This window comes from Streptomyces sp. NBC_01439 (assembly GCF_036227605.1).
Lineage (GTDB): Bacteria > Actinomycetota > Actinomycetes > Streptomycetales > Streptomycetaceae > Streptomyces.
The window spans coordinates 4283765-4303287 of record NZ_CP109487.1; the positions used below are offsets into that span (position 1 = coordinate 4283765).

Below are 19523 nucleotides of genomic sequence, written 5' to 3' on the forward strand. Positions count from 1 at the left end.
CCCGACCCGCCCCTGGAGCTGGTGGTCCCGTGAACCCGAAGCCGTACGCGTCCGACGGCGCCGGCGACCCCACCGCGGTCCCGGCGGCGCTCGGGCTCGGCCTGCTCGCGGTGGGCGGCTGGCTGTTGACCACCGCCCGCCCCTGGCACAAGCCCGGTCACCCGCTCACGCTGGGCCTCGGCTGGGCCGCCTCGGTGGCGCTGCTGGTGTGCGGGCTGGTCCTGCTGGCCCGGTGCGTCCGCACCGTCCACGGCCGCCCGGAGCCGGACACGGACGTGCCCGCACCCACCGAAGCGGGCACGGTCACGCCCTCGCCGCCGACCTGCCCCTGATCATCGACGCCGCGGGGCATCCCACTACGCTGCGGCGACCAGTTCCCGGGCGCGCTCGTTGAAGTCGGCGACAAGGCGGTGCGTACCGAACGGCTGCATCCGGCGCTGCAAGTCCTGCACCGCCTCGACACACCGAGAGCTCTTGACCTGGCGCGACAGGGAGAGTGTGCGAAGCCCCGCCGAGTGCGCCGCTTCGAGGTCATTCCGCTGGAGATGCGAGGCGGCAAGGGCGGCCTGCGACATCGCACCGCGGCGGGCCCGCCGCTGCTTGCGGGCGTGGACGATGGACCGCTGTGCGTGTTCCTCGGCGGCGGCTGCGTCCTTGAGGTCACGGAAGGTGTTCGCGTGCTCGCCGTGCAGGTACGCAGGGTCGATGAACGCCGCCCACTCCGGCTCGTTCTTGAGCTGTACGCGGCTGTAGGCCGCCTCGGATTCAGCCACCGCTCGAATTGCGGCGGAACCTTCGCCAAGCTTGGCGAGGGCCCGGGCCTCGAGTGCCCACAGATCAGCCATGCACGCGGGCGACACGTCCTTGCCGAGCCCGGCACGACCAGCCTGCGCGAGCCGCCGGCCTTCCGTGGGGTTGCCGAGCAGGGTGGTCTGATCCGCCATTCCGGCGAGGACGTGTGCACCGAGGGCTGCGTTACCGGATTCCTCGGCAAGCCGAAGCGACTGGATCAAGTAGCGCTGCGCGGTCCCGTGCTCTCCGCTGTCGTAGCTCATCCAGCCGAGCAGGTACGTCTGCTCGGCCGCCGCCTCGCACAAGGCCCGCCGGACGTCCTCGGAGTGGGTTTCGCGCAACAGCGGGTAGACGTGCTGGTTCATGTACTGAGCCAGGATGAGACGTCCCGAGCCTCCGCCTTGCAGTACATCCATCTTCTGGAACTCGCCGAACATGTTCTTGACGGCGGACACGTCTTCAAGGCGGACGCGCCGGCCCGGCTCTGGCTGCTGCTCAAGCATGTTCAACAGCCAGTCTCGTGACGGCCCCACAGCGGCGACGGCGGCAAAGGGTGCCGCTGCCAGGAACTTTCGACGGTCCACGTCGGCCCTCCCCAAATCGGCTACGGCTTCAACCGTAACGGCGAATGAGGAGTTGTAGGCGAGTGAGCGGTCGGCCGTTCCGCCTTCAGGAAAGCCCAAATCGTACGTCGTGACCCGGAACCCAACCTTCGCCGAGATGACATCGGCGATGATCTCGGGTACGGGCGGTCGCGGCCGAAGCCCGTTCAGCCATCGTCGGACCGCCGTTGCGTCGGGCTGGATGTGGGGCTCACCCCACACCTGAGCTGCGACTTTGATCTGGCGAGCCAACTCCTTGTTGCTCATGCCGGATCGTCCCAGCCACTTCGCTAGATCAGTGTTCGGCAACGTCATGCTTGGTACCTACCCCTTCGACAGGCGCGGTTGCTCAAGTGCCACCCCTTGCCACCCCCCACGACGGTAGCCCCGCTGTCCGCCTCGCGGTTGCCTGGTTGCTCGAACCAACGGCACAGGCAAGGGGGTTGAACTCATGCTGAGATCGGCGACGCAGCGGTTTCCGCGAGCAGACGGCGCGGTACCCGAGGCCCGTTCGTTCTTAGGTGACGTGCTTGAGGAGTGGAGGGTTACCGACCGCTCCGACGACGCGGCGCTCTGCCTCTCCGAGCTTGCAGCCAACGCGGTACGGCACGGCGAACACTGCGGCTTCCTCGTCGAGGTCTCACTCGATGACGAGCGCCTGCGTGTCGAGGTGTACGACGCAGGGGCGGGGGCTCCCCGCCTCGCGCAGCCGAGTGACGACGACACCACCGGGCGCGGGCTGCTCATCGTGTCCTCCCTGGCGGACGGATGGGGGGTGACGCCGCACGGCTCGTGCGGCAAGACCGTATGGGCGGAGTTCAAGACGGACGAGAACACGACGTGGGTCGGCGTGATCCGATGCTGATCGCGACCGCACCCGTCCCGACCGCCGGCCTACTGGCATCCCTCGCGGCTTGGTTCTGGGTCGACCCCGCCAAGGTCGGGCACACCGCCTTTCTCCTCCTCGCCCATCCTCCCGCCCGCAGGAAAGGCGGTTCGCCCGAGTCCATCGAGGGACACATGCGCGGCCTCGCGTCGGCGCTGCCTGGCATCTGCCGGACCCTCGGCGCCACGCACCGACGCTTATCCGAGCACCGTAGGCCCCCCACGCCCCCGGCCTACGCGCGCCGCCCCCTCCCCTCCCACCATCACGACCGCCTGCGGCCGATCGACGGCCACGCCTACTTTCTGCGCCCGTATGTGCAGCCATACGCCCCGGTGGTCCACCGTGGATAGGGCCGCCGTGCTTGCGCGGTGCGGTATCTGCGCGGCGCTCGTGCCGCAGGACGAAACCGAGACCGGAACGTTCGTTTGGTTCGATGCTGACGGCCGCGAGCAGACCGCGAGGCGACGCTCGTGCAGTGACGTCGTCGCCTGCTACCTGCGAACCGGCAGTCCGACCACCTGGCAGCGCCTCGGGGGATCACTGCCCGTGGGTGTCGAACCTCCCCCGGGCGCCCCGGTCGTCAAATGCCACTGCTGCGACGTCGCGGCGCGCGTGGAGGACCTCGATATCGCCCGCGAGCTCGATGACGTCGACGATGTTTGGTTCTCCTCCATCGTCTGCACGGACGAAGACGTCTGCTACGACCGACAGATGCTCTACCCGTACCGGCCAGAGCTCCCCGAGTGAACCAAGCCCGGACCGTCGGTCAATCGCGCCCCCGCTGTCCGGGCACCGCTCCACCCCTCACCGCGACAGCGGCGCCCATGGCGACCATCCGGGTCAGGGTCGCACCAAAAACTCCCCCGCCAGGGGCGGCTCGTCGCCCCTCCCCGATGGGGGCACCGCCTCGCCGCGGCATTGTCGCCGAGCCGAGGAGGGCGCACCGTATGGCAACTCAGAGCATGTGATCGATGACCAGAGATCAGGAGAACCTATGACCACCGCAGTAGCGCCTTGGGGCACCAAGCGCTTAGCGCTGTACCCCAGCATCACCGAAGTCCCGTACGCCCGAACGGAGATCGACCCGGACACTCAGACGACGCGCTATCTCGACGCGGACGGCAGGCGTGTCGAGATGGCCGGGGGCCACGGCACCGGGACGAGCACGGCCAACAGCACCGCGACGTCATCCGACGGCGGGGGCAAGAATCCGCCCCCGCCCGCCGACTCCGACCTCACCGAAGACAGCGACTCGGACTGACATGACCGACGCACCGGTTCTCGTCATCACCGCACTCGGTGACGTCACGGCGGATCTGGTGATGGAAGAGCTGTACGGTCGGGGCATCCCGGCCGTACGGCTCGACCCCGCCGCCGACTTCGCGCACACGGCCAACATGAGCGTCCGGATCGAACGGGGTTCCTTCACCGGGGATGTCACCACCTCGACTCGGCATCTGGACCTGTCGGGCGTTCGGTCTGTCTACTGGCGGCGCCCGAGCCCCTTCGCCGCCCCTCAGACAACGGCATCTCCCGAGCAGCGATTCGGGGTTGAGCAATCGCGCCGCGGCTACATGGGGGCGCTGACCGCACTTCCCGGGGCCTTGTACGTCAACCACCCCTCGCGGAACCGCGACGCCGAGAACAAGGCTCTACAGCTCGCCACCGCGGCCCGCCTCGGCTTCACGCTCCCCGACACATTGATCACAAACACGCCGGCAGATGCCCAGAAGTTCGCGGCCGACCACGGACCCGTGATCTACAAGCCCATTCACCGCGTGCACCTCGCCGGCGAGGACGGACGGAACCGAACAGTCTGGGTGCGCACCGTCCAAGCGGACGAGCTCGACGACTCGATCGCCCTGTGCCCCCATCTCTTCCAAGCCTGCGTCCCGAAGATCGCCGACATTCGTCTCGCCGCCATCGGAGATGACGCGTTCGCAGCCCGGATCGACACCGCCGGCGATCACCTCGATTGGCGCCAGGACCAAAGCCTCATCACCTGCTCCCCGATCGCGGTTCCCTGTTCCGTTCGCGAGGCTGTCCGCACGTTCCTTCATGCGTTCGGGCTCAGCTTCGGCGCTTTCGACTTCGCCCTCGACGCCGACGGTCGATGGTGGTTCCTCGAATGCAACCCGAACGGGCAGTGGGCGTTCGTCGACGAGCCGACAACCCGTGCCATCGCGAGCGCACTCGCCGACACCCTCCAGAAGGGCACCCCGCATGACCAGTGACACCGCCGCCGCGCTGCGGCTTCGACTCGTCGAGCAGCTCGTCGCCGAGGGCGTACTGCACGACCCCGAAGTGCGACGGGCGGCCGAGACTGTCCCCCGCGAGGTGTTCCTCGGCCCCGCGATCTACAAGCCGAGCAGTCCCCCGGGCGTCACGGTCTGGACGCCCACCCGCCGCGACGACACCCCCGCCGACGAGTGGCTGCGCCTCACCTATCAGGATCAGACCTGGGTAACCCAGATCGACGGCGTGCTCGCCGAGGACGCCTCCGGTCCCGTGACCGGAGGTAGCCCGACGTCGTCCTCGACCCTGCCGGGCGTCGTTCTCTGGATGATCGAGCAGGCGGGCGTCGCCCCGGGGAAGCGCGTGCTGATCATCGGCGCCGGAACGGGTCTCTCGACGGCCTACGTCTGCGAAGTGGCCGGCGAGGACAACGTGACCGCGATCGAGACCGACGCCGCCGCGGCAGAGCGCGCTCGAAAGGCTCTCGCTGAGGCCGGCTACGCCCCGACGCTCATCACGGCCGACGGCCTGCGCGGCTACCCCGACCGAGCCCCGTACGACATCGTGATCGCGTTCTGCTCGATGCGACACGTCCCCTACGGCCTTCTGCAGCAGATCAGGACCGGGGGAACCCTGCTCGTCACCCTCTCCGGGTGGGGAGTCGCACACGGCCTCGTTCACCTCAAGACTGAGGCGGCCGGCTTCGCGGAAGGCCGCTTCCTTCCCGGATACACCTCGTTCATGATCGCCCGCCCCCACGATCGGCCGACACACGGACCGTTCGAGCTGCTGTCTGGCGGTGAACGCCCGAGCCGGATCGACCCCACTTTGCTCGACGACTGGACCGGTCGATTCGTCGCACAGCTCGCCGCGCCCTCGGCCGAGCGCCTCGGCGCAGGAGTCGAGCAGGTCCTGCTCGACGTAGCCACAGGTTCGCAGGCACGGACTCGCGTGGCGGACGACGGGGAGGGCTGGACCGTTGTCCAGCGTGGACCGCTCAACCTGTGGACCGCGATCGAGGACTCGCTCATGGCGTGGCAGAGCTACGGCTCACCGCACCTGTCCGGCTTCGGAATGACGATCACGCCGGACACCCAAAGGGTCTGGCTCGACGTGCCGCACGGGCCGAGCTGGACGCTCCCCATCTAGTACGCAGGTAGACAGGGCTCCACCCGCCGGCGCAGCACGCGCTCGGCGGGCGGAGTCATGTCTACGGCGCAGGAGTCATTGCGCCGTAGACATAGACCGGACACGGGCGACTGACCGGTCGGCTCAGGCCTTCGGGGCCACCTTCGAGAGGCCGTTGATGATGCGGTCCATCGCGTCGCCGCCCGTCGGGTCGGTCAGGTTGGCGAGCATCTTCAGGGTGAAGCGCATCAGCACCGGGTGGGTCAGACCGCGCTGGGCGGCGATCTTCATGACCTTCGGGTTGCCGATCAGCTTCACGAAGGCGCGGCCCAGGGTGTAGTAGCCGCCGTAGGTCTCCTTGAGCACCTTCGGGTAGTTGTGCAGCGCCAGTTCGCGCTGGGCCGGGGTGGCACGGGCCTGGGCCTGCACGATGACGTCGGCCGCGATCTGGCCCGACTCCATGGCGTACGCGATGCCCTCGCCGTTGAACGGGTTGACGAGGCCGCCCGCGTCGCCGACCAGCAGCAGGCCCTTGGTGTAGTGCGGCTGCCGGTTGAAGGCCATCGGCAGGGCCGCGCCGCGGATCGGCTGCGTCATGTTCTCGGGGGTGTAGCCCCAGTCCTCCGGCATGGAGGCGCACCAGGCCTTGAGGACCTCGCGCCAGTCCAGCTCCTTGAAGGCGGAGGAGGAATTGAGGATGCCGAGGCCGACGTTGGAGGTGCCGTCGCCCATGCCGAAGATCCAGCCGTAGCCGGGCAGCAGCCGGTCCTGCGCGCCGCGCCGGTCCCACAGCTCCAGCCAGGACTCCAGGTAGTCGTCGTCGTGCCGCGGCGAGGTGAAGTACGTCCGCACGGCCACGCCCATCGGGCGGTCCTCGCGCCGATGCAGGCCCATCGCGAGAGACAGCCGGGAGGAGTTGCCGTCGGCCGCGACGACCAGCGGGGCGTGGAAGGTGACCGGGGTCTTCTCCTCGCCCAGCTTCGCGTGCACGCCCGTGATGTGACCGGTGCGCGCGTCGCGCACCGGCTCGCCGACCGTGCAGCGCTCGTACAGTCGGGCGCCGGCCTTCTGCGCCTGGCGGGCCAGGGTCTCGTCGAAGTCGTCACGCTTGCGGACGAGTCCGTAGTCCGGGTAGGAGGCGAGTTCCGGCCAATCCAGCTGGAGCCGCTGCCCGCCGCCGATGATCCGAAGACCCTTGTTCCGCAGCCAGCCGGCCTCTTCGGAGATGTCGATGCCCATCGCCACCAGCTGCTTGGTGGCGCGCGGGGTCAGTCCGTCGCCGCAGACCTTCTCGCGCGGGAACGCCGTCTTCTCCAGCAGCAGGACGTCCAATCCGGCCTTGGCGAGGTAGTAGGCGGTGGTCGAGCCGGCGGGCCCGGCCCCGACGACGATCACGTCCGCGGAGTGTTCGGAGAGGAGCTCGGTCACTGCGGGATCTCCCGAAGGCTCGATAAAGGGTGCCAGGCGGCACCGGACATGTGCAGTCTATGCAGCAAGAGAGATCACGATCCGAAGGGTGCCTCCGATGACCACCTCGCCGACCCGGCCGCTTCCGGCCGTACAGCTCCGCGTGCCCACCGACGAGGACGCGCACGCCTGGCACACGGCCTTCGCCGACCCCGACGTCATGGAGTTCCTCGGAGGTCCCGCGGAACTGTCCGCGTACGAGGAGATCACCGCGCGCCAGCGCATGCACGACGCCCAGCTCGGCTACTGCCTGTGGACCCTGCTGGACGGACAGGGTGCGGTGATCGGCTTCACCGGCGCGCAGCCGTGGCCCCGGGAGAAGGGGTGGGGGCCGGTCGGCGAGATCGAGATCGGCTGGCGGCTAGGCCGCTCCGCGTGGGGCCGGGGCTACGCGTACGCCGCCGCGCTCGCCACGGTGGAGCGGGTCCGCGCGGCCGGTGTCCCGCACGTGGTGGCGATGATCGACGCCCGGAACGCACGTTCGGTGGCGGTGGCGGAGCGTCTGGGCATGACCCTGGCCGAGGAGTTCACCACGCCGGCGGGGAATCCGGGGCGCCGTTACGTGCTGGACCTGCAGAGCGGGGTGCACTAGCCGATGTCCGACGACGGCAACGCTCCGCTGCGCGAACCGGCCGGCGGCCCCTCCACCACCGTCAGGCGACTGATCACCGGCCTTTCCCTGTGGTGGACGGCCGTGCCGGTGGTGTTCGTGGCGCAGGCGTACATCTGGTCCGCGGGGGTCCGCGGCCCGCTGGGGGAGGGTGTCGTCTTCGTGCTGCTGTGGGCGTGCATCGGCGGGGTCGTGCTCGCGCCCGTCCTCGGCTTCGCGGTGGCACAGGTCGCCGGGCACACCGAGGCGCGAAGGCGGTTCGTCACCATGGGCGCACTGTCCCTGGGCTTCTGCGTCCTCGTCGCCCTCTTCTTCCAGTTCGCCATGGAATGCGCTCCGGGGGACGGCGCCTGCCGTTAGAACACCGAAAGCCCCGTCAGGGTCGTGAACCGGTCGAGGGCGGCCACGCCCGCCACCGAGTTGCCGCGGGCGTCCAGGCCCGGGCTCCACACCGCGAGGGTGCACTGGCCCGGGACGACCGCGACGATGCCGCCGCCCACCCCGCTCTTGCCGGGCAGCCCGACGCGGTAGGCGAACTCGCCCGCCGCGTCGTACGTCCCGCAGGTCATCATCACCGCGTTGATCTGCTTGGCCTCGCTGCGCGTCAGCAGCCGCGTGCCGTCCGCGCGGAGCCCGTGCCGGGCCAGGAAGCGTCCGGCGCGGGCCAGGTCGGCGCAGCTCATCTCGATGGAGCACTGCCAGAAGTAGTGCTCCAGCAGCGCGGGCACCGGGTTGTCGATGTTCCCGTACGAGGCCATGAAGTGGGCGACGGCCGCGTTGCGGTCGCCGTGCTCCTGCTCGGAGGCCGCGACGTCGGCATCGAACCCTATGTCCGGGTTCTGGCTCTCCTGCCGCAGAAACTCCAGCAGCTCGCTGCTCGCGTCGCCCGTCAGGGTCTGGAGCCGGTCGGTGACCACGAGGGCGCCCGCGTTGATGAACGGGTTGCGCGGGATGCCGTTTTCGTACTCCAGCTGGACGAGCGAGTTGAACGGGTTGCCGGAGGGCTCCCGGCCCACCCGCTCCCACAGGCTGTCGCCGCCCTCCGCCAGGGCCAGGGCGAGCGCGAAGACCTTGGTGATGGACTGGGCGGAGAAGGGGACCCGCCAGTCGCCCACCCCGAAGACGTTGCCGTCGAGGTCGGCGATGGCCATCCCGAACTGCCGCCGGTCCACGGCGGCGAGCGCCGGGATGTACTCGGCCGGAGTACCGCTGCCGATCAGCGGAGCGATGTCGGCGGCGATCCGCTCCAGCAGGGGTCCGTAGTCCGTGGGCGCGACGTCTGGCACGGCCGTCAGTCCTTGATGCCCCGGTGCAGCGCGACGATGCCGCCGCTGAGGTTGCGCCAGGCGACCTTGGACCAACCGGCCTTCTGCAGCAGGGCGGCCAGCGCCGGCTGGTCGGGCCATGCGCGGATGGACTCGGCGAGGTACACGTACGGGTCGGGGTCGGACACCACCGTACGGGCCACCGGCGGCAGCGCCCGCATCAGGTACTCCGTGTAGACCGTGCGCAGCGGCGCCCAGGTGGGCTGCGAGAACTCGCAGATGACGACCTGCCCGCCGGGCTTCGTCACCCGGTACAGCTCGCGCAGCGCAGCGTCGGTGTCCTGGACGTTGCGCAGCCCGAAGGAGATCGTGACGGTGTCGAAGACGTCGTCCTTGAACGGCAGCTTCGTCGCGTCACCGGCGGTCAGGGGCAGCCAGGAGTGCTTCTTCTTGCCCTCCATGAGCATGCCCAGGGAGAAGTCGCAGGGGACGACGTACGCGCCGGTGGCGGCGAAGGGCAGCGAGGAGGTGGCGGTTCCGGCGGCCAGGTCGAGGACCACGTGCCCGGGGCGCGCGCCGACCGCCTTGGCGACCTCCTTGCGCCACAGCCGGGCCTGGCCCAGCGAGATGACGTCGTTGGTGAGGTCGTATTTCGCCGCGATGCCGTCGAACATGGAGGCGACTTCGTGCGGCTGCTTGTCCAGGGAAGCCCTTGTCACTGGCGTTCGCCCCTCGGTGTGCGATGCGGATCGGCGGGTACGCGCCCCATCCTCTCAGGCCCCGCCCCCCGCGAGCCGCGCGGGCTCCGCCACCCCCGGCCCCCCTTCCCATCGGACAGGTGTCGGAAACTGTTCCGAAGGACAGTTACGCCGCGCCCCGGCGGACACGTTGACTGACACGGTGCGGCCCGGTGAGGGTCACCCCCCGGATCGGTGACCGAATCGTGGCCGATCCGGTAGTGGCCGCCGCGAACAGGAAGCTTCACGATGCCGCCAGGCCATTCCACCGGTCGCTCCAGCCGCACCAGCCCGCGCGCCCAGCGCCGGGCCGAGCGGCGCAAGCGGCTGCGGCGCACGGTCCTCCTCGGCTCGGCGGCACTGGCCGTGGTCTCGGCCACCGCGTACACGCTGCTGCCCCAGGACGACGACGCGAAGGCCGCCGCGGGCCGGGCGGCGGCCAAACCGGACCCGACGACCGGGGAATCCGGCGACGGTTCCGCGAACGCGCTCCCCCAGGGCGGCCAGAAGTCCACCGCCCCCGAGCCGTCCACCTCACCCGCGGCGTCTCCCCCGGCCTCGCCCACGCCGTCGACCGACGCCGCGACACCCACCCAGCCGGGTGCCTTCAAGGCTTCCACCACCGCCGGCAAGGCGCAGGGCAAGGGGGCCGCGCGCCGCTGGCGGGTCGAGGTCGAGGAGGGCAGCGGGGTCGACCCGGAGTCGGCCGCCCGCTCGGTCGAGGCGATCCTCGGGGACCGGCGCGGCTGGACCCAGGACCCGAAGTACGGCTTCCAGCTCGTCGGGGCGGGCCAGCCGGTCGATTTCACCATCAAGATCGCTACGCCCAAGACCACCGACCGCCTGTGCAACGTGGAGACGCCCGAGCTCATCGGCGAGACCAACTGCAGCACGGCGGGGCACACCGTCGTGGTCAACCTCAAGCGCTGGAACGAGGGTTCGCCGCAGTTCGACGGCACGCCCGAGGAGTACCGGGCACTGATCGTCAACCACGAGGTCGGACACGAGCTCGGCCGCGGTCACGAGAGCTGCCCGGGCCCCGGAAAGCCCGCTCCCGCGATGATGCAGCAGATCAAGGGGCTCCTCGGCTGCAAGTCCAACGCCTGGCCGTACGACGCGAAGGGAACCTACCTGTCCGGTCCGTCCGTCCTATAGGGCGAGAGCCGACCACCAGGGCATGTCGGCCGGGGGCTAGGAGAAAACACGTGCGCGTCGTCAGCTTCAGCGTCCCGGCGTGGTTCCCCTCCTACGAGGAGCCGGGCGCGGGGGAACGGGCGCCGCACGAGGAGGCACCCGACTGCTCCGTGCCAAGCAGCTCCGTACCGGACGGCTCCGTCCCGGACGGGGACCGGCCCGCCGACGCCCAGCTCACCGAGCAGGAATCGGCGGTGTTCCTCTGCCTGGCCACCGGCGCCTCCAACCGGGAACTGGCCGGCGAGCTCCAACTCTCCGTCAGCACGGTGAAGTTCCACGTGGTCAACATACGGGCCAAGCTGGGCGGCATCAGCCGCCTGCAGGCCTGTCTGCTGGCCGCCCTCGCCCGGGAGGACACCCGGCGCGCCGAGGACACCGCCCGCGGCGGACGGAGCGGGCTCAGCGACGACGGTGGAGCAGCCGCCCGCCGATGACCGTGGCCACGCACGTGGTCGCACCCTGCGCCAACAACTCGGCCTCGTCCGCCACCGCGAAGACCGCGAAGCGCGCCGGAACCCCCGCTTCCAGGATTCCGTGGAAAGCCTCCGCCGCAGCGCCCCGCCCGGCGAACGGGTCCAGCGCGGGCAGCCCCTCGTAGGCGGTGGGCGGCAGGATCGTAAGCCCGGACCGGGACACCGCCGTGCGCACCGCCGGGCTCGTGAAGCGGCCGCAGACCGCCACCACTCCACGGGCCAGCAACCGCTGCGTGCCGCGCCGGGCGCTGTGGCCCCACCGCGGCTCGGTCATCTTCAGCGCCTCCAGCGCGGCCGCCCCCCGGATCGGGTCGGCGCCGAGCTCGGCGACCTCGTACGGGTCGTCCGGGTAGTACGTGCGCTCCAGCAGCTCGTCCACCCCGCGCACCACCAGCCCCGGGGTGATCGTCCCGGGCCAGCGGCGGGTCCGGGCGTGCGGGTGGGCCGCGGCGACCTCCTCGTACGGTCCCGTGCGGGCGATCCGGTCGCCGTCGACGAGGACCGCGCCGCCCGGCAGCGGCGCGGATCCCGGCCCGGGTACCAGGAGTTCGGCGGTGTGCAGCGTCAGCATCGGTCGGCGGGCGTCGTCAGTTCGTGGAGATGAGCTTCAGTTCGGGGTGCGCCGTTCCGCCCTCGATGGCGGTGGAGGAGATGTGCGAGACCACGCGCTCGTCGACCGGGTCGTTCGCCGGGTCGTCGTGCACGAGCAGGTGTTCGTAGGTCGTCGCGCGCTGCGCCGGGGTGCGGCCCGCCTTGCGGATCAGGTCGATGATCTCCTGGCGGTTGGAGCGGTGCTTGGCACCGGCCGAGGAGACGACGTTCTCCTCCAGCATGATCGACCCGAGGTCGTCGGCGCCGTAGTGCAGCGAGAGCTGGCCCGCTTCCTTGCCGACGGTCAGCCAGGAGCCCTGGATGTGGGCGATGTTGTCGAGGAAGAGGCGCGCGATCGCGATCATGCGCAGGTACTCGAAGATCGTCGCCTGGGTGCGGCCCTTGAGGCGGTTGTTCTCGGGCTGGTAGGTGTACGGGATGAAGGCGCGGAAGCCGCCCGTACGGTCCTGCGTGTCGCGGATCATCGCGATGTGCTCGATGCGCTCGGCATTGGTCTCGCCGGTGCCCATCAGCATGGTGGAGGTGGACTCCACGCCCAGCTTGTGGGCGATCTCCATGATCTCCAGCCAGCGCTCGCCGGACTCCTTCAGCGGCGCGATCGCCGTGCGCGGCCGCTCCGGCAGCAGCTCGGCGCCGGCGCCCGCGAACGAGTCGAGGCCGGCCGCGTGGATGCGCTGGATGGCCTCCTCCGCCGAGACGCCCGAGATGCGGGCCATGTGCTCGACCTCGGACGCGCCGAGGGAGTGGATGACCAGCTGCGGGAAGGCCTGCTTGATGGCCGAGAAGTGGTGCTCGTAGTACTCGACGCCGTAGTCCGGGTGGTGTCCGCCCTGGAACATGATCTGGGTGCCGCCGAGCTCGACGGTCTCCGCGCAGCGGCGCAGGATGTCGTCGAGGTCACGGGACCAGCCCTTCTTCGCGTCCTTGGGGGCCGCGTAGAAGGCGCAGAACTTGCACGCTGTGACGCACACGTTGGTGTAGTTGATGTTCCGCTCGATGATGTACGTCGCGATGTGCTCGGTACCGGCGTAGCGGCGGCGGCGCACGGCGTCGGCCGCCTGGCCCAGCGCGTGCAGCGGCGCATGGCGGTAGAGGTCGAGCGCCTCTTCCTTGGTGATCCGGCCCCCCGCGGCGGCGCGGTCGAGGACAGACTGGAGAACGGCCTGGTCGGTCACCGGTGAGTCACCTTTCGGCGGTGTGTCTGTGTCAAGGTCCGGACCGATCCAGCCTACGCCAGGGTGTCGCGACGGGATTCAGGGGCTTCGGGTGAGATCGCCTTCGGGGTTTCCGGCCGGGGCGTCGGCCGACTTGTAGTGCAGTGTTCCGTTCTCGTTGAGGGTGAAGCGCTCGTCGGCGGAGCCGTTGGAACACATGCCGGGGGCAGGGTTGGGTCCGGCGGAGGTGTCCAGGACGAGGGACCGGTCGGTCGCCGCGGCGAGCCTCCAGTCACCGCTGCAATCGGTGCCGAGGACGGGGACGACCGACTTGTCGCGGGCGACGACGTCACCGACCTTGCCGGCCTTGATGGTGATCTCGAACTCGGTGGCCAGGCGCGTGTGCGCGGTGGTGACGGTGCCCTTCCACGTGCCGATGAGCTCCTTGGGAACGTCGGTGCGGGTCCCCTTGGGGGCGGCGCTCCCGCTCCCGGTCGGGGCCGAGGAGGGCGTGGCCGCCGGGGCCGGCGCGGACGCCGAGACGGAGGGGTGCGCTCCGGCGTCGGCCAGGTCCCGCTGGTCGCCACCCTGGCCCGGCAGCAGGTCCAGGAAGTAGATCCCGCCGGACAGCACCGCGAGGACGGCCGCCGCGGCCAGTACGACGGTGCAGCTGAACCGGCGCCCGGCGGCCCTGACGGTGACCTGCCGCCCGTCGGAGGGGGTCCGCTGCCCGGGCAGCCCGCTGCCGGCGGTCTCGGTCGGCGAACCGTAGGGGCCGGCCGCCGGGCCGGAGCCGCCCGTGGGAGTGCTCGTGTAGGGACCAGCCGCCTGGCCGGAACCGCCGGTGGGCGCGGTCCCGTAGGGGCCGGCCGTCCCGGGCCGGGCGCCGGGCGAGCCGGGCGGGGCGTACGGGGCGTACGGGGCGTACGGGCCGGCGGCGCCACCGTAGGAGGGGTCCGGCGCCCCGAAGCCCGCACCGACGGGGGTGTAGGACCCGGCGGTGAAGGGGACCGGGCCCGAAGCGGCCTCCGGTGCGGCCGCGCCCCCGGCTCCGGCCGGGGCCGGCCCGCCCCCTCCCGCACCGCCCTCGGCGGAATCGGCGGAATCGGCGTCCAGGTCCAACAGGGCCACGGCGGCCCGACTGGCCTCCTCCACCAGCGGCCCGGGCAGCCAGCCGGGGGCGCCCAACGCCCCGCCGAGGGCCGCCGCGACCGCCTCGGGAGCCGGCCGCTCTGCAGCCGTCTTGGCCAGGCAGGCCTCGATCAGCCCGCGCAGTTCCCCGACCGGGATCGCGCTCAGCTAGGGCGGCTCGTGGACCACCTTGTAGAGGAGGGTGGCCGAGTTGTCCCCGGTGAAGGGCGGCTGCCCGGTCGCCGCGAAGGCCAGGACCGCGCCGAGCGAGAACACGTCGGCCGCCCCGGTGATCCCCTTGCCGAGGATCTGCTCGGGCGACATGTAGCCGGGCGAGCCGACGGACACTCCGGTGGAGGTCAGCGAGGCGGTGCCGTCCGTGGCCCGCGCGATCCCGAAGTCGATGAGCCGCGGCCCGTCGAGGGTGAGCATCACGTTCGACGGCTTCACGTCCCGGTGGACCAGGCCCAGGCCGTGCACGGCCACCAGGGCGCGGGCCAGCCCCGCGCCGATGGCCCGTACCGACGCCTCGGGAAGCGGGCCGTGCGCGGCCAGCGCACGGTCCAGGGAGGGCCCCGCTACGTATCCGGTGGCCACCCACGGAACCGGGGCCCCGGGGTCCGCGTCCAGCACCGGCGCGGTCCACTCGCCGCCCACCCGGCGGGCCGCCTCAACCTCGCGGCGGAACCGGGCCCGGAACTCCTCGTCGGTGGCGAAATGCGGGTGCACGATCTTGACGGCGACGGTCCGGCCGCCCGCGCTGCGCCCCAGGTAGACGCGGCCCATGCCACCCGCGCCGAGCCGGCCGAGCAGCCGGTAGGCGCCGATGGTCCGCGGCTCACCGGCTTCGAGCGGCTGCATCGCGTCCCCCAATTCCCCGTGATCCCGGGCGCCTTGTGCCGCCCGACCGAGCAGCAGCCTAGGCGGTGCCGGGGCGGGGCGGGGGAAGGAGCGCAGTCACCCTTTTGCATTTCCACCCCAAGGCGAGAAATGCAAAAAGGGCGAGAATTCCCGGTAAACCTCACATTCGCCCGTCCACCCTTTGGACTACCGCGGGGTAAACGCGGTCAGCACTCCTGGACCACCGTGCTCAGCAGCTCCACGTCGACATCCGCGGCATACCCGGTCGTCGATCCCGTACGACGCGCGAATTCACGTACGCCGGCCAACTGTTCGGGACCGAAGCGGAAGTCGAGCGTCGTGAAGTACCGCTCCAGCAGCTCCGCGTCGAAGGCCTCCCAGCGGGCCGCCTGTTCGGCCACCTTGGTGACCTCTTCCAGGGAGACGTCCCGGGAGGAGAGGAAGGCCTCGTGGACCTCCCGCACGACGGCGGGCTCGCGGGCGAGGTAGTCCTTCCGGGCGGCCCAGACGGCGAAGACGAACGGCAGCCCGGTCCACTCCTTCCACATGTGCCCCAGGTCGTGCACGGTCAGCCCGAGGCGGGGCGCGTCGTGCAGGGAGGCCCGCAGCGCGGCGTCCCCGATCAGTACGGCCGCGTCCGCTTCCTGCATCATCACGCTCAGGTCGGGCGGGCAGGTGTAGTAGTCGGGGCGTACGCCGTACTGCTCGGAAAGCAGCAGCTGAGCGAGGCGTACGGACGTACGGGAGGTGGAGCCGAGTGCGACGCGGGCTCCGTCGAGCTGCTCCAGGGGGACCTGCGAGACGATCACGCAGGACATCACCGGACCGTCGCAACCGACGGCGATGTCGGGGAAGGCGACGAGCTGGTCGGCGTTGCGGAGGAACTCCACGAGGGTGATCGGGGCGATGTCCAGGTCCCCCTGGACGAGGCGCTCACTGAGTTTCTCGGGGGAGTCCTTGGTCAGCTCCAGGTCCAGCAGAGTGCCGGTTCTGGCCAGCCCCCAGTAGAGGGGCAGGCAGTTCAGGAACTGAATGTGGCCGACGCGGGGCCGGCTGCGATAGACGTCCACATCGCGAGACTAGCTGCCGGGTCTGCGTCAGCCTTGCGGCGGGTCTCAAACGTCCGGGTGACGTGATCTTTCCCTCTGGTCTCGGCCGCAGGGTGCGTGCTAGGCTCGACGCAAGTTGCAGTTTGGTTTCCCTTGCAGTACGAGGCCTGCGGAGAATGTGACCCGCAGGCTTTTGTAGTTTTCAGACTTCTTAGCAGGTTCTGGAGCAGGGCGACCCTTTGGCCCATAGGAGGGCTCATGGCTACCGGAACCGTGAAGTGGTTCAACGCTGAAAAGGGCTTCGGCTTCATCGCCCAGGACGGCGGCGGCCCGGATGTCTTCGTCCACTACTCCGCGATCAACGCCTCTGGCTTCCGCTCCCTCGAGGAGAACCAGACGGTGAACTTCGACGTCACGCAGGGTCCGAAGGGCCCGCAGGCGGAGAACGTCACCCCGGCCTAGTCGCCTGGGCCAACTCTCGCGGGTTGGAAAAGCAGTAACCAAGGAGCCCTGTCCCCTCTGCGCGAGCAGATCCGGCAGGGCTCCTGCCTTTGCGCCCCGGCCGCCCAGCGGCCAGGAGGGGCGACGCAGTGGCCCCCGGCACCGTTCGCACGGTGCCGGGGGCCACTGGCGTACGGCCTCAGGGGCGGGCCGGCCCCTTCGCGGGAACCGGGACCGGGTCCGGGGTCGGGTCCGGGGTCTGAGTCGGGGCGGGGGTCGTCGCCGGAGCCGTGACCTTGAGCTCCAGGACCAGGGTCACGTTCTCCTTGGTGGTCAGGCGCACGAAGTACGTGCCCGGGGCCGCGTCCGTGGTGAACAGCTCCGGCAGGACGATCTTGCCGTCGGCGCCCGCCTTGGGCAGCAGCCGGCCGAAGACCGGCTTCCCGGTCTCGTCCTTGAAGAACGGGCCCTTCGCGGTCTTCGGGTCCACCGGGACCCACTTGCCGTCCGCGTCCTTCACGACCAGGTCGGCGACGGCCTCCGTACCCGCGACGGCCTTGCCGCCGGCGGTGGCGAAGACCTCCACGCCGGTGAAGCTCTTGCCGGCGACGGCCTCCAGCGGCTTCGCGTCACCCGCACGGGCCAGCTTGTCCGCGACCGTCACCGTCACCTTGCCCTCGAACTTCACGGTGATCCTGCCCTGCGGGTCGTAGGCAGAGGCCCGCAGCGTGAAGGTGCCGGCCTTGGGGCCTGCCTTGAGTCCGGGCGCGGCGGCGATGCCGTCGGCGCCGGCCTTGACCACCAGGGAGTCCGCCGTCCCGAAGAGGGTGCCACCGGTGGTGTCGCCTTCGACCGCGAAGACCACCTCCTGGTTGACGGCGGGCTTGCCGTCGCTGAGGAGCACCTTGACCCGCGGGACCTCCGCGAAGGCCGCACCGGCCTCGGCCGTGAGCCCGGGGCCGCCGAGGACCGTCAGCTCCGCCAGGCGCGGGGTGGCCGGCTTCGGCTGCTCCGGGGTGGGGGTCGGCTTCGGCTGCTCCGGCGTCGGGGTGGGGGTGGGAGTCGGCTTGGGGGTGGGGGTCGGCGTGGGCGTGGGCGTGACCGGGTTCGACGGCGTGACCGGCACGCGCGGGGTGGGTAGGGTGCCCGGCGGCTGCGTCGGGTAGTCCCCGACGGGCGGGTTCGGCACCTCGCCGGCGCCACCGGCCTGGTACTGGCGCATGTACCCGAGCACGGTGTTCACGTACTCGCGGGAATTGTTGTAGCTGAGGATCGCCTCGTCGAGCTTGGCCGCGTTCGACAGGTCGCGGTCACCCGCGCACAGGTAGAGACCCGCGCCCAGGGCCGCGTCGTAGATGTTGTTCGGGTCCCGCTTGGAGTCACCGTTGCCGTCGGCACCCCAGGTGGCCCAGGTGGACGGAATGAACTGCATCGGGCCGACGGCACGGTCGTACACCGCGTCCGCGTCCCATTCGCCCTTGTCCGTGTCACGGATCTCGGCGAAGCCGTTGCCGTCGAGTCGGGGGCCGCGGATGGCCTTCTCGGTGTAGCCGTCCGCCTTCAACCCGTAGCCCGAGGCGTGGACGGACTCCACCCGGCCGATGCCCGCGAGCAGCTGCCAGGGCAGCTTGCAGCCGGGGAGGGCGGCGGCCACCGACAGCTCGGCGCGGTGATAGGCGTCGAGGGCGGTCGCGGGTATCCCGCTGGCCCCTTCCGGAGCGCCCACCCCGGTGGGCGGCGGGTCGGCGATGATGTCGGGCAGATCCAGCCGGGCGTCACCGCGGTCGGCGGCCTGCGGACTGTCCGGAGTGGGCTCGGACTCTCCCGCGTCGGCGGTCGACGGACTGGTCACGACCGCGGCGGTGGTCAGGCTGGCCGCGAGCGCGGCCGTGCACAGGACCTTGCGCGAGGTGTTGACGAGGTGGCGGTGAAGCGGCTTCACAGTGCGGCGATCCCCCCAAGGAGCCGTCGAACGTACATGGCTGGTCGAGCCGTGAATATCCACTGTCTATCAGGTATTCGCCCCCGACTCGCCGTCGCTCCGCGAGATGTGACGCACCATTCGTCTCGGCTTCACCCGGGTCTCATGACCGAATGGACAGGCGCCCCGAACCCCCGCCCGAATCACCCCGAAGACAGATCATTTCTACCACCTCTCGTTGATGATGTGACCCAGCTCACTCAACAAGGTTCGGCCGGGTGCGATGAATTGTGGGGAGCGTGGCGGTCTCCCTTGCGTACACACCGGCCCGAGGCAGAGGAACAGACCCATGCGCATCGTCATCGCCGAGTTCATCAGCCTGGACGGCGTCGTACAGGCTCCGGGCGGTCAGGGCGAGGACAACGACGGCGACTTCGCCCACGGCGGCTGGTCGCACCCGTTCTTCGACCCGGAGGTGGTCGGCGGCTCCTTCACCGAGGCGATGGAGAACGCCGAGGCCCTGCTGTTCGGGCGCCGTACGTGGCAGACGATGGCCGCTGCCTGGCCGGAGCGGGCGGGCGACCCGTTCGCCGACCGGATGAACTCCGTACCGAAGTACGTGGTGTCCCAGACCCTGGGCGAGGCCGATCTCACGTGGAACAACACCACGCTCATCACCGGCGACAAGGCCGTCGACCACATCCGGGAGCTGCGCGGGGCCGAGGGCGGCGACCTGGTGGTCATGGGCAGCCCCACCCTCGTACGCACCCTGCTGGGCGAGGGCCTGGTCGACGAACTCCGGCTGATGGTCATGCCGGTGCTGCTCGGCGGCGGCAAGTCGATCTTCCCCAGCGACGGCGGGCTGCGCACGCTCGAACTGGTCTCCACGGCGATCAGCCCGGCCGGCGTGCACGTGTGCACCTACCGCCCGGCCGCCCGGGCCTAGTAGGGCTTGGTCAGGTTGG

At 70.5% G+C, this 19523-nt stretch carries 20 protein-coding genes and 1 pseudogene; 12 read left to right on the forward strand and 9 right to left on the reverse strand.

Features of this window, described 5'->3' with window-relative positions:
- The first annotated feature begins 29 nt into the window (after positions 1-29).
- Positions 30-332, forward strand: coding sequence for a hypothetical protein (locus tag OG207_RS18985; protein ID WP_329099673.1), 303 nt, complete (start codon positions 30-32; stop codon positions 330-332).
- A 24-nt stretch (positions 333-356) separates the two neighbouring features.
- On the opposite strand, the gene OG207_RS18990 is transcribed toward OG207_RS18985, so the two are convergent.
- Positions 357-1709, reverse strand: coding sequence for a transcriptional regulator (locus OG207_RS18990; protein WP_329099674.1), 1353 nt, complete (start codon positions 1707-1709; stop codon positions 357-359).
- Between the two features lie 136 nt (positions 1710-1845).
- On the opposite strand from OG207_RS18990, the gene OG207_RS18995 reads away from it, so the two are divergent.
- The 5 genes from OG207_RS18995 (at position 1846) to tgmC (ending at position 5664) form a co-directional block, all read left to right on the forward strand.
- Entirely contained in the window at positions 1846-2259 is a 414-nt protein-coding gene (locus OG207_RS18995) for an ATP-binding protein (protein ID WP_329099675.1), read from the forward strand.
- 567 nt (positions 2260-2826) lie between these two features.
- Positions 2827-3027, forward strand: coding sequence for a hypothetical protein (locus OG207_RS19000; protein ID WP_329099676.1), 201 nt, complete (start codon positions 2827-2829; stop codon positions 3025-3027).
- A gap of 247 nt (positions 3028-3274) precedes the next feature.
- Entirely contained in the window at positions 3275-3541 is a 267-nt protein-coding gene (gene tgmA, locus OG207_RS19005) for a putative ATP-grasp-modified RiPP (RefSeq protein WP_329099677.1), read from the forward strand.
- Position 3542: 1 nt separating this feature from the next.
- A complete protein-coding gene (tgmB, locus tag OG207_RS19010) occupies positions 3543-4514 on the forward strand; it encodes an ATP-grasp ribosomal peptide maturase (protein WP_329099678.1) in 972 nt (323 codons plus the stop codon).
- A complete protein-coding gene (tgmC, locus tag OG207_RS19015) occupies positions 4504-5664 on the forward strand; it encodes an ATP-grasp peptide maturase system methyltransferase (RefSeq protein ID WP_329099679.1) in 1161 nt (386 codons plus the stop codon). Before tgmB ends, tgmC begins: the two co-directional genes overlap by 11 nt.
- Positions 5665-5787: 123 nt before the next feature.
- Here the strand turns inward: tgmC and OG207_RS19020 are convergent, their stop codons facing one another.
- Positions 5788-7071 carry a geranylgeranyl reductase family protein gene (locus OG207_RS19020; protein WP_030722345.1) on the reverse strand — a complete coding sequence of 428 codons (1284 nt, stop codon included), beginning with the start codon at positions 7069-7071 and terminating at the stop codon, positions 5788-5790.
- A 97-nt stretch (positions 7072-7168) separates the two neighbouring features.
- On the opposite strand from OG207_RS19020, the gene OG207_RS19025 reads away from it, so the two are divergent.
- Complete coding sequence (locus OG207_RS19025; protein ID WP_329099680.1) at positions 7169-7702, forward strand: GNAT family N-acetyltransferase; 534 nt, start codon at positions 7169-7171, stop codon at positions 7700-7702.
- 3 nt (positions 7703-7705) lie between these two features.
- Positions 7706-8080 carry a hypothetical protein gene (locus OG207_RS19030; RefSeq protein WP_329099682.1) on the forward strand — a complete coding sequence of 125 codons (375 nt, stop codon included), beginning with the start codon at positions 7706-7708 and terminating at the stop codon, positions 8078-8080.
- Here the strand turns inward: OG207_RS19030 and OG207_RS19035 are convergent.
- Both OG207_RS19035 and OG207_RS19040 read right to left on the reverse strand, forming a co-directional pair.
- Positions 8077-8973, reverse strand: coding sequence for a glutaminase (locus OG207_RS19035; protein WP_402695705.1), 897 nt, complete (start codon positions 8971-8973; stop codon positions 8077-8079). The two genes, OG207_RS19030 and OG207_RS19035, sit on opposite strands and share 4 nt — an antisense overlap.
- 38 nt (positions 8974-9011) lie before the next feature.
- Positions 9012-9704, reverse strand: a complete 693-nt coding sequence (locus OG207_RS19040) for a demethylmenaquinone methyltransferase (RefSeq protein ID WP_329099684.1) — start codon at positions 9702-9704, stop codon at positions 9012-9014.
- Between the two features lie 267 nt (positions 9705-9971).
- On the opposite strand from OG207_RS19040, the gene OG207_RS19045 reads away from it, so the two are divergent.
- Both OG207_RS19045 and OG207_RS19050 read left to right on the forward strand, forming a co-directional pair.
- On the forward strand, positions 9972-10877 hold the full coding sequence (locus OG207_RS19045) for a DUF3152 domain-containing protein (protein ID WP_329099685.1): 906 nt from the start codon (positions 9972-9974) through the stop codon (positions 10875-10877).
- Positions 10878-10927: 50 nt separating this feature from the next.
- A complete protein-coding gene (locus OG207_RS19050; protein ID WP_329099686.1) occupies positions 10928-11350 on the forward strand; it encodes a response regulator transcription factor in 423 nt (140 codons plus the stop codon).
- On the opposite strand, the gene OG207_RS19055 is transcribed toward OG207_RS19050, so the two are convergent.
- The 4 genes and pseudogenes from OG207_RS19055 to OG207_RS19070 form a co-directional block, all read right to left on the reverse strand.
- A complete protein-coding gene (locus tag OG207_RS19055) occupies positions 11316-11960 on the reverse strand; it encodes an imidazolonepropionase-like domain-containing protein (protein ID WP_329099687.1) in 645 nt (214 codons plus the stop codon). The two genes, OG207_RS19050 and OG207_RS19055, sit on opposite strands and share 35 nt — an antisense overlap.
- A gap of 16 nt (positions 11961-11976) precedes the next feature.
- The gene (mqnC, locus tag OG207_RS19060; protein ID WP_266603701.1) at positions 11977-13176 is read right to left on the reverse strand and encodes a cyclic dehypoxanthinyl futalosine synthase; all 1200 of its coding nucleotides are present in this window, start codon (positions 13174-13176) and stop codon (positions 11977-11979) included.
- Between the two features lie 78 nt (positions 13177-13254).
- Positions 13255-15147, reverse strand: a pseudogene (locus OG207_RS19065) (serine/threonine-protein kinase).
- Positions 15148-15353: 206 nt separating this feature from the next.
- A complete protein-coding gene (locus OG207_RS19070) occupies positions 15354-16217 on the reverse strand; it encodes a menaquinone biosynthetic enzyme MqnA/MqnD family protein (protein ID WP_329099688.1) in 864 nt (287 codons plus the stop codon).
- A 237-nt stretch (positions 16218-16454) separates the two neighbouring features.
- Here OG207_RS19070 and OG207_RS19075 point away from each other — a divergent pair, with 237 nt between their 5' ends.
- Positions 16455-16658, forward strand: a complete 204-nt coding sequence (locus OG207_RS19075; protein ID WP_030012116.1) for a cold-shock protein — start codon at positions 16455-16457, stop codon at positions 16656-16658.
- A 178-nt stretch (positions 16659-16836) separates the two neighbouring features.
- Here OG207_RS19075 and OG207_RS19080 read toward each other — a convergent pair whose 3' ends face one another.
- The gene (locus OG207_RS19080) at positions 16837-18579 is read right to left on the reverse strand and encodes a lytic transglycosylase domain-containing protein (RefSeq protein WP_329099689.1); all 1743 of its coding nucleotides are present in this window, start codon (positions 18577-18579) and stop codon (positions 16837-16839) included.
- Between the two features lie 328 nt (positions 18580-18907).
- On the opposite strand from OG207_RS19080, the gene OG207_RS19085 reads away from it, so the two are divergent.
- On the forward strand, positions 18908-19504 hold the full coding sequence (locus tag OG207_RS19085; protein ID WP_329099690.1) for a dihydrofolate reductase family protein: 597 nt from the start codon (positions 18908-18910) through the stop codon (positions 19502-19504).
- Positions 19505-19523 lie beyond the last annotated feature (19 nt).

Bases quoted from the DNA above. Each gene is read 5' to 3' on its own strand.
- OG207_RS19030 (WP_329099682.1), top strand. From the start codon at position 7,706: ATGTCCGACGACGGCAACGCTCCGCTGCGCGAACCGGCCGGCGGCCCC.
- OG207_RS19025 (WP_329099680.1), top strand. From the start codon at position 7,169: ATGACCACCTCGCCGACCCGGCCGCTTCCGGCCGTACAGCTCCGCGTG.
- tgmA (WP_329099677.1), top strand. From the start codon at position 3,275: ATGACCACCGCAGTAGCGCCTTGGGGCACCAAGCGCTTAGCGCTGTAC.
- OG207_RS19085 (WP_329099690.1), top strand. From the start codon at position 18,908: ATGCGCATCGTCATCGCCGAGTTCATCAGCCTGGACGGCGTCGTACAG.
- OG207_RS19045 (WP_329099685.1), top strand. From the start codon at position 9,972: ATGCCGCCAGGCCATTCCACCGGTCGCTCCAGCCGCACCAGCCCGCGC.
- OG207_RS19055 (WP_329099687.1), bottom strand. From the start codon at position 11,960: ATGCTGACGCTGCACACCGCCGAACTCCTGGTACCCGGGCCGGGATCC.
- OG207_RS18995 (WP_329099675.1), top strand. From the start codon at position 1,846: ATGCTGAGATCGGCGACGCAGCGGTTTCCGCGAGCAGACGGCGCGGTA.
- OG207_RS19075 (WP_030012116.1), top strand. From the start codon at position 16,455: ATGGCTACCGGAACCGTGAAGTGGTTCAACGCTGAAAAGGGCTTCGGC.
- OG207_RS18990 (WP_329099674.1), bottom strand. From the start codon at position 1,709: ATGACGTTGCCGAACACTGATCTAGCGAAGTGGCTGGGACGATCCGGC.
- tgmB (WP_329099678.1), top strand. From the start codon at position 3,543: ATGACCGACGCACCGGTTCTCGTCATCACCGCACTCGGTGACGTCACG.
- tgmC (WP_329099679.1), top strand. From the start codon at position 4,504: ATGACCAGTGACACCGCCGCCGCGCTGCGGCTTCGACTCGTCGAGCAG.